The sequence below is a fragment of the Pseudonocardia sp. McavD-2-B genome (assembly GCF_024124365.1).
Classification (GTDB): domain Bacteria; phylum Actinomycetota; class Actinomycetes; order Mycobacteriales; family Pseudonocardiaceae; genus Pseudonocardia; species Pseudonocardia alni.
Genome location: NZ_JAMXSG010000261.1, coordinates 1 through 8540, shown reverse-complemented (window position 1 = coordinate 8540; position 8540 = coordinate 1). Strand labels below are relative to the sequence as shown.

The 8540-nt window shown below is 75.3% G+C and carries 6 protein-coding genes and 1 pseudogene; 4 read left to right on the top strand and 3 right to left on the bottom strand.

Annotated elements, in window-relative coordinates; genetic code table 11:
- The coding region (locus NH602_RS25085) for an ATP-dependent helicase (RefSeq protein WP_253069075.1) at window positions 1-4370 on the bottom strand (4370 nt) is incomplete at its 3' end.
- A gap of 63 nt (window positions 4371-4433) precedes the next feature.
- Window positions 4434-4955 carry a hypothetical protein gene (locus tag NH602_RS25080; RefSeq protein ID WP_073578093.1) on the bottom strand — a complete coding sequence of 174 codons (522 nt, stop codon included), beginning with the start codon at window positions 4953-4955 and terminating at the stop codon, window positions 4434-4436.
- Between the two features lie 81 nt (window positions 4956-5036).
- Here NH602_RS25080 and NH602_RS25075 point away from each other — a divergent pair, with 81 nt between their 5' ends.
- The gene (locus NH602_RS25075; protein WP_253069074.1) at window positions 5037-6299 is read left to right on the top strand and encodes an MFS transporter; all 1263 of its coding nucleotides are present in this window, start codon (window positions 5037-5039) and stop codon (window positions 6297-6299) included.
- Window positions 6300-6308: 9 nt separating this feature from the next.
- Here the strand turns inward: NH602_RS25075 and NH602_RS25070 are convergent, their stop codons facing one another.
- On the bottom strand, window positions 6309-6470 hold the full coding sequence (locus NH602_RS25070; RefSeq protein WP_167379121.1) for a hypothetical protein: 162 nt from the start codon (window positions 6468-6470) through the stop codon (window positions 6309-6311).
- Window positions 6471-6548: 78 nt separating this feature from the next.
- Here NH602_RS25070 and NH602_RS25065 point away from each other — a divergent pair, with 78 nt between their 5' ends.
- The 3 genes and pseudogenes from NH602_RS25065 to NH602_RS25055 form a co-directional block, all read left to right on the top strand.
- Window positions 6549-6743 (top strand): DUF3046 domain-containing protein, encoded by a 195-nt coding sequence (locus NH602_RS25065; RefSeq protein ID WP_062401227.1) that lies wholly within the window; start codon window positions 6549-6551, stop codon window positions 6741-6743.
- Between the two features lie 259 nt (window positions 6744-7002).
- Window positions 7003-8055, top strand: a complete 1053-nt coding sequence (gene recA, locus NH602_RS25060) for a recombinase RecA (protein ID WP_073578091.1) — start codon at window positions 7003-7005, stop codon at window positions 8053-8055.
- Between the two features lie 2 nt (window positions 8056-8057).
- Window positions 8058-8540: pseudogene (locus NH602_RS25055) on the top strand (hypothetical protein); the annotation flags it as partial.

Here is an 8540-nt window from a genome sequence, read left to right as displayed (position 1 = left end):
GGGCCGCCGTCGGTCCCGGCGAGGGCCCGGACCCGGTCGATCGCGCCCGGTACAGCGAACTGCGCCGCGCCCAGCCCCTCGACGATGTAGCCGCGCCGGCACCGGCCGGACTCCTCCATCGCCCGGAGCACCTTGTAGACCGCGGCGAACCCGCCGGTGACCCGTTCGGTGCCCAACGCGCCCCGGGTCAGCACGCCGTGGCGCTCCAGGAACGCCTCCGCGGTGGCGTGCGCACGGCGGGTCGGGTCGGGCTCGCGCGGCACGGCCACCGACCAGCGCCCGCCGACCGACGGCGGCCCGGTCCGGCTGGGCATCGACGGCCGCCCCGCACGCAGCTGCGCATAGCGCCCGCGGGCCGGTCGGCGTGCCGTGCGGTGCGCCCCGCCCTGCCGCCCGGACGCGCCACGCCGCCCGCCGCCCCCGGACAGCCGGGCCCGCAGCGGGCCGAGCGTGTCGTTGGTGAGCGCACCCGCCCAGACCAGGTCCCAGACGGCGGCGACGACGTCGTCGTCGGAAGGGGCCGGTTCGTCCTGCTCGGTCAGCAGCACCCCGGCCCGGGTCGCGAGCTCGCGGAAGAACAGCGCACCGCCCCCGGAGTCCGGTGCGGCCTCCGGATCGGTCAGCGCGGCCGGGTCGGTCAGCCCGAGCGCGGCCAGTACCGCGGTGTGCAGCGGAGTACCCGCGGTGTCCATGTCGGGGGCGGGCAGCAGCAGATCCGCCACGTCGGCCGGGGCCAGCGCCAGCCAGCCGTCCTGCCCGGACAGTGCGCGGCACCCGACCCAGGTCACCTCACCGGAGGCGGTCAGCTCGTCGAGCAGCGCGGGGGTGTAGCCCGGCAGCCGGGCCGGCAGCACCAGCGACTCGACCGCGCTCGCCGGCAGCGGCGCCCCGGCGAGCTGCTCGACCACACCGAGCACGTCCTCGGCACCCGGTGCGCGGCGCACCCGGCCTCGCCGCTCGGAGCCCGACCGCACCTGGACGCCCTGCCACTGCGGCAGGAACCGGCCCAGCGCCCGCTGCTCGACGGGCTCGACCTCGTGCCGCAGCTTCGCCAGCGACGCGCGCCGCAGCCGTCGCAGCACCTCGGCGTCGCAGTACTCCAGCTCGCCGCCGGAACCGGCGGGCACCGACGCCTGCGGGCGCAGCTCGCCCTTCATCAGCCGACCGGTGCCGGTGAGCCGCTCCAGCACCCCGGCGACCACGGCCACGCCCAGCCCGAAGCGGCGGGCGAGCTCGGCGGCGGTGAACGGCCCGTGCGTGCGCGCCCAGCGCAGCACGAGATCCCCGAGCGGGTCGGGCACCGGCTCGGTGAACGCCTCCGGCACCCCGACCGGCAGCGCCGTGCCCAGCGCGTCCCGGATCCGGCCGGCGTCCTCGATCGCGACGAACCGTTCCTCGCCGGCGATCCGCACCCGCAGCGCCCGGCGGTCGCGCTCCAGCTGCGCCAGCCACGCCGGGTCGACACCGCGGGCCCGCCCGTCGGCCTCGGACAGGTCACCGACGAAGCGGAGCAGGTCCGCGGCGCCCTCCATGTCGCGGGCGTGCCGGTCCGGGTCGGTGCGCTGCAGCTGGCCCTCGATCTCGGCCAGCATCTCCGGATCGAGCAGCTCCCGGATCGCCTCGGAGCCGAGCAGTTCCGCCAGCAGCGTCGAGTCCAGCGACAGCGCGGCCGCGCGGCGCTCGGCCAGCGGCGCGTCGGCCTCGTAGAGGAACATCCCGACGTAGCCGAACAGCAGGCTGCGCGCGAACGGCGACGGCTGCGACGACTCGACCTCGGCGACCTTCACCTTCCGCGCGGCGACATCGCCCATCAGCTCGCGCAGGCCGGGCAGGTCGTAGACGTCCTGCACGCACTCCCGCATCGCCTCCAGGGTGATCGGGAACTGCTCGAACTTGCCCGCGACGCTCAGCAGCTGCGCCGATTTCTGCCGCTGCTGCCACAACGGGCTGCGGCGGCCCGGGTCGCGCCGGGGCAGCAGCAGCGCCCGCGCGGCGCACTCCCGGAACCGCGACGCGTACAGCGCCGAGTTCCCCAGCTCCGCGACGACGATCTGCTCGATCTCGCCCGGCTCCAGCAGCACGTCCTCGGCGCTCGGGACGACCTCGGTGCCGTTGTCGTCCACGGCGTCCGGGAGGCGCAGCACGATCCCGTCGTCGGCGCCCGACGCGCTCACCTCGACCCCGCGGCGCTCCCGCATCCGGGCGGCGATCGCCAGCGCCCACGGCCCGTTGACCTGCGCCCCGAACGGCGAGTGCACGACGAGGCGCCAGTCGCCCAGCTCGTCGCGGAACCGCTCCACCAGGATCGTGCGGTCGCTCGGCACGTGCCGGGTCGCCTCGCGCTGCTCGCGCAGGTAGGACAGCAGGTTGTCGCAGGCCCACTCGTCGAGCCCGGCCGCGGCGGCGCGCTCCCGGGCGTCGGCGTCGGCCAGCCCGGACATCTCGCGCACGAACGCGCCGACGGCCCGGCCCAGCTCCAGCGGCCGCCCGATCGACTCGCCCTTCCAGAACGGCATCCGGGCGGGCACCCCCGGCGCCGGGGTGACGATCACGCGGTCGTGGGTGATGTCCTCGACCCGCCACGACGAGGTCCCCAGCAGGAACGTGTCCCCGACGCGGGACTCGTAGACCATCTCCTCGTCGAGCTCGCCGACCCGCGACCCGGCGCCGTCCGCGCCGCCCGGCGTCATCACGGTGAACAGGCCGCGGTCGGGGATGGTGCCGCCGGAGGTGACGGCCAGGCGCTGCGCGCCCGGGCGGCCGCGCAGCTCGTCGGTGACCCGGTCCCAGGTGATGCGGGCGCGCAGCTCGCCGAACTCCTCGGACGGGTAGCGCCCGGCCAGCATGTCCAGCACCGAGTGCAGCGCGGAGTCCGGCAGCGCCACGAACGGGGCCGCCCGGCGGATCGTCGCGGCGAGGTCGGACAGCTGCCACGACTCCATCGCGACCATCGCGACGATCTGCTGGGCCAGCACGTCGAGCGGGTTGCGGGGGTAGCGCGTGGACTCGATCGACCCGGTCGTCATCCGTTCGGCGACGACGGCGCAGGACACGAGATCGCCGCGGTACTTCGGGAACACGACGCCCTCGGACACCGCGCCCACCTGGTGCCCGGCGCGCCCGACCCGCTGCAGCCCGGACGCGACCGACGGCGGCGCCTCGACCTGCACGACCAGGTCGACGGCCCCCATGTCGATGCCCAGCTCCAGGCTGGACGTCGCGACGACGCACGGCAGCACGCCGGACTTCAGCTCCTCCTCGACCAGGGTCCGCTGGTCGCGCGACATCGAGCCGTGGTGGGCCTTGGCCACCGTCGGCGCGGCCCCGCCGCCCACCCCGGACTGCCCGACCGCCTCGGCCGGGAACGCACCCGGGGCGTCGGCGTCGAGGTCGGCGGCCTCCTCCAGGGCTGCGGCCTCCTGCTCGGCGGCGAGTTCGTTCAGCCGGGAGGTGAGCCGCTCGGCGAGCCGGCGGGAGTTGGAGAACACGATGGTCGAACGGTGCTCGCGCACCAGGCCGAGCAGCCGCTCCTCCACCGCGGGCCAGATCGAGGGCTTGCGCGCCGTGCCCGCGGCGGACCCGACGACCTCCTCGTCGGTGCTGCCCGGGGCGGGCCGCTCGTCGAGCGCGGCCAGGTCGGGCACCGGGACCTGCACCTCGACCCGGATCGTCTTGGGGATCGCGGGCTGCACGACCTCGACCGGGCGGGTGCCGGACAGGAACGTCGAGACCTCGTCCACCGGGCGCACGGTCGCCGAGAGCCCGATCCGCTGCGGGGTGGCCTCGGTGATCTCCTCGAGGCGTTCCAGCGACACCGCCAGGTGCGCCCCCCGCTTCGTCCCGGCGACGGCGTGCACCTCGTCGAGGATCACCGTCGTCACCCCGCGCAGGGACTCCCGCGCGGCCGAGGTGAGCAGCAGGAACAGCGACTCCGGGGTGGTGACCAGCACGTCCGGCGGGGTGCGCTGGAACTGGCGTCGCTCGTCGGCCGGGGTGTCGCCGGTGCGCATCCCGACGGTGATGTCGGGGACCGGCTCGTCGAGCCGCTGCGCGGCCTGGCGGATGCCGGTCAGCGGCGAGCGCAGGTTGCGCTGCACGTCGACGGCGAGGGCCTTGAGCGGCGAGACGTAGAGGACCCGGCAGCGGTGCTTCGGCTCGGCGGGCGGCGGGGTGGCGGCGAGCCGGTCCAGCGCCCAGAGGAACGCGGCGAGGGTCTTGCCGGACCCGGTCGGCGCGACGACGAGCGCGTTGCGCCCGGCCTGCGCCGCGGACCAGGCGCCCTCCTGGGCCGCCGTGGGCGCGGCGAAGGCCCCCTCGAACCACTGGCGGGTGGCGGGGGAGAAGCCCTCGAGTGCGGTCACGCCGACCATCATGCGGGTGGGGTCCGACAGTCACCCGTCGAGCGCCCGTCGGACCGGGCGTGACCTGCGACGTCAGCGGGCGGCGTCGGCCCTCGTGCGGGGCCAGACCTCCGCGGTGTCCTCGGCCGGGAACTCGGCGACGACCGCCGCGACCGTCCAGACCATCGACGCCAGGAAGTCCACGCCCAGCGCGTCGACGTAGTGCGAGGTCTCGCGGGCGTCGGCCGGGTCGACGAGCGGGGCGACCGTGTAGCGGGCCCGGGCCGCGTAGCGCGGGCCCAGGTTGCTCCCGATCCAGCCCAGTGCCCGCTCGGAGCGGTCGTCGTGGTCGGCGAGCGCGGTGCGAGCGGCGTCGTACCAGTCGGCCAGCACCAGGAAGGCCAGCGACCAGCCGGGCGGGGTGGCGTCCGGCGGCATGTCCCGGTCGACCGCGGTCAGCCTGCGCACGGCGAACCGGGCCGGGTCGGGCCCCGGCGCGGCGAGGGTCTCGCGCACCGCTCCGGCCAGCACGTCGGAGACCATGCGGTAGGCGTTCTGCAGCTCCGCGTCGTCCGTGCCCGCCGACCTGCGTGTGTTCGGGGTCGTGCCCGCCATGTCCACCGTCCTCCGCTCGTGTGGCCGGGCCGGAGCGTAACGCCCTGGCGCGCGGCGGCCGTGGCACGGCAGCATCCGCCCGTGACCGCCGCACCCGACGCCGCCTCCCCGCCGCAGGACCCCGCCCAGCCCCGCCTGCTGGCGGTGCTCGCGATCGGGCAGGTGCTCGGCGGGACGGCCGTGGCGACCTCGATCGCCGCGAGCTCGCTGGTCGCGTCCCGGCTGTCCGGCTCGCCCGCGGTCGGTGGCGTCGCGTCGACGGCGAGCGTGCTGGGCGCGGCGGGTGCGGCCGCCGTCGTCGCACGCGTGGCCCAGGCCCGGGGACGGCGTCCCGCGCTGGTCGGCGGTCACCTGGTGGGACTGCTCGGCGCGGTCGGTGCGGTCGTCGCGGCGACGACCGGCTCGGTGGCGCTGCTGCTGGTGTCGTTGCTGCTGATCGGTTCGGGGACGGCGGTCGGGCTCGCCGCGCGCTACGCCGCCACCGACCTGGCCGCGCCGGCGCGGGCCGGCCGCGCGCTCGCGATGGTGGTGTGGGCGACGACGGTCGGTGCGGTCGCCGGGCCGAACCTGCTCGGTCCGCTGGACGCCGTGGCCGTGTCGGCCGGGCTGCCCGGTGTCGCCGGTCCGTACCTGCTCTGCGCGGTCGCGTTCGCCCTGGCGGCCCTGACCGGGTGGCTGGGTCTGCGGCCCGACCCGCTGCTGCGGGCCCGGGAGCGCGCGGGGGCCCCGGCTGGCGCGCCCGGGGCCGTGGCGGTGCGGCCGTGGGCGGTGCTGCGGGCCTCGCGCCCCGCGCTGCTCGGCGCCGTCGGCATCGTGCTCGGGCACGCGGTGATGGTCGGGCTGATGTCGATGACCCCGGTGCACATGGACCACGGCGGCGCGGCGCTGTCGGTCGTCGGGCTGGTGATCAGCTTGCACATCGCGGGGATGTATGCGCTCAGCCCGTTGTTCGGGTGGCTCGCTGACCGGCTCGGACCGGCGCGGGTGCTGGCCGGTGCCGGGGTGCTGCTGCCGCTGGCGGGGGTGGTCTGCGCCCTCGCCGCGCCGACCTCGACCGGCCTGCTGTCGGTGGGCCTGGTGCTGCTCGGTCTGGGCTGGTCGGCAGCGGTGGTGGGCGGATCGGCGCAGCTCACGGCGTCGCTGGCGGTGGCCGACCGGCCGCGGGTGCAGGGCTCGGTGGACGTGGCGATGAACCTGGTCGGCGCCGCCGCCGGGATCGTGGCCGGGGTGCTCGTGACGGTGTCGTCCTACGCGCTGCTCGGCGCGCTGGTGGTCGTGGCGACGGTGCCGTTCCTGCTGGTGGCAGCACGCTCGGCCCGCACGGGACGCCCGGCGGCCGGCTGAGCGGGACCCTCAGCGACGGCGCTGGTGGAGCCACCAGCGCACCAGCACGACCAGCGCGGACAGCAGCGCGAGCAGCGACACGACCTGCCACGCCAGGGGCGACCCGATGCCGGTCGTCGCGAGGACCTCGTCGGCGACGTCGACCGGGACGGTCGCGAGCAGTTCGGACATATCACCCAGGCTACCGGCTCCGGGGCCGTCAACGGGCGGACACCACACGGAACGGGTGACCCGTCTACCCTCGCGGGCGTGCGACTGAGCCACTTCCGGGAACTGATGGAGGGCGAGTTCGGGCCGGTGCGGGCGGCGTCGCTGTCCCGCGACCACGTCTTCGCCGACCTCGGCGGCCGGACCGTCGAGCAGGCGATCGAGGCGGGTCTCGACCTGCGCCGGGTCTGGCGCGCGGTCTGCGCGGCCTACGAGGTCCCACCCGCACGGCGGTAGCGGCGCCCCGGGCGGTCGTGGTGACCGCTCGGCTCCCGTGGGTGCCCGGTCGGCGTGTCGCGGTGTCGGATCGAACGCGTGTTCGTCTACGGTTCCGCCAGGGCTCGCGGTACCGGTCCTGCGGCGCGGTGTCGGACGAGTTGTCCACAGGCGCCGATCCGGGCCCGTAACTGTCAGGGGTACCCCATACCGTTGTGGTGTGCCTCCCCGAAAGACACCAGCAGGACCCGATCGTCGACCACCAGCGAGGAGTCAAGAGATGTCCGCTCCGGACCGCGGCAAGGCGCTCGAACTCGCCCTCGCCCAGATCGAGAAGAACCACGGCAAGGGATCGGTGATGCGCCTGGGCGACCAGACCCGCGTCCCGATCAGTGCCATCTCCACGGGCTCCATCGCGCTCGACGTCGCGCTCGGCGTCGGGGGCATCCCGCGCGGCCGCGTCGTCGAGATCTACGGCCCGGAGTCCAGCGGCAAGACGACCGTCGCGCTGCACGCCGTCGCGAGCGCGCAGGCCGCCGGAGGCGTCGCGGCGTTCATCGACGCCGAGCACGCGCTCGACCCGGAGTACGCCAAGGCGCTCGGCGTCGACACCGACGACCTGCTGGTCTCCCAGCCGGACACCGGTGAGCAGGCGCTGGAGATCGCGGACATGCTGATCCGCTCCGGCGCGCTCGACATCATCGTCATCGACTCGGTGGCCGCGCTCGTGCCGCGCGCCGAGATCGAGGGCGAGATGGGCGACAGCCATGTCGGCCTGCAGGCCCGGCTGATGAGCCAGGCGCTGCGGAAGATCACCGGTGCGCTCAGCAACTCCGGCACCACCGCGATCTTCATCAACCAGCTGCGCGAGAAGATCGGCGTGATGTTCGGGTCCCCGGAGACCACGACCGGTGGTAAGGCGCTGAAGTTCTACGCGTCGGTCCGCATGGACATCCGCCGCATCGAGACCCTGAAGGACGGCACCGACATGGTCGGCAGCCGGACCCGGGTCAAGGTCGTGAAGAACAAGGTGGCCCCGCCGTTCAAGCAGGCGGAGTTCGACGTGCTCTACGGCGTCGGCATCTCCAAGGAGGGTTCGCTGATCGACGTGGGCGTCGAGCAGGGGATCATCCGCAAGTCCGGTGCCTGGTACACCTACGAGGGCGACCAGATGGGGCAGGGCAAGGAGAACGCCCGCAAGTTCCTCAAGGAGAACCCGGACGTCGCCGCCGAGGTCGAGAAGCGCATCAAGGAGAAGCTGGGGATCGGCGCCGTCGTCGACGCCGAGGAGACCAGCCCGGTCGAGCCCCTCCCGGCCCCGGTCGACTTCTGAGCGTGACCGGCGAGCGCGACGGGTCCGGAGGCACGTCCGGACGGGACGGTGCGGAGCCGACCAGGCCCCGCACCGTCCCGCTCGACGACCTGTTCGGCGTGACCCCGTCGGTCACCGACGAGCAGGATCCGCCCGCGATCCGGACCGCCGACCCGACCGGCGGTGAGCCGGACGAGTCCGTCGCCGAGCCCCCGGGGGTCCCCGGCTGGGACACGAGCCCCCACCAGGTCTCGTTCGCCGCGCTGAGCGGTGCCGACGAGGCCCCCACGACGGCGACCGAACCGCCGGCTGCCTGGTCCACGGGACCGGCGGCGGACGGCGCGACGGACGGGGCGGCGGCCCCCGCCCCGGTCCGCAGGCTGACCCTCGACGACCCCGACCCCCACCCCGACCCGGCTTCCGGTGGGAGCGCCGACGACGGCGTCGACGATGCGGGACCCGGCTCGCCCCGTGTGGTCTCCTTCGAGGAGCTGTCCGGACGGGGC

Bases quoted from the DNA above. Each gene is read 5' to 3' on its own strand.
- NH602_RS25080 (WP_073578093.1), bottom strand. From the start codon at position 4,955: ATGGCGGGCACGACCCCGAACACACGCAGGTCGGCGGGCACGGACGAC.
- NH602_RS25070 (WP_167379121.1), bottom strand. From the start codon at position 6,470: ATGTCCGAACTGCTCGCGACCGTCCCGGTCGACGTCGCCGACGAGGTC.
- recA (WP_073578091.1), top strand. From the start codon at position 7,003: ATGTCCGCTCCGGACCGCGGCAAGGCGCTCGAACTCGCCCTCGCCCAG.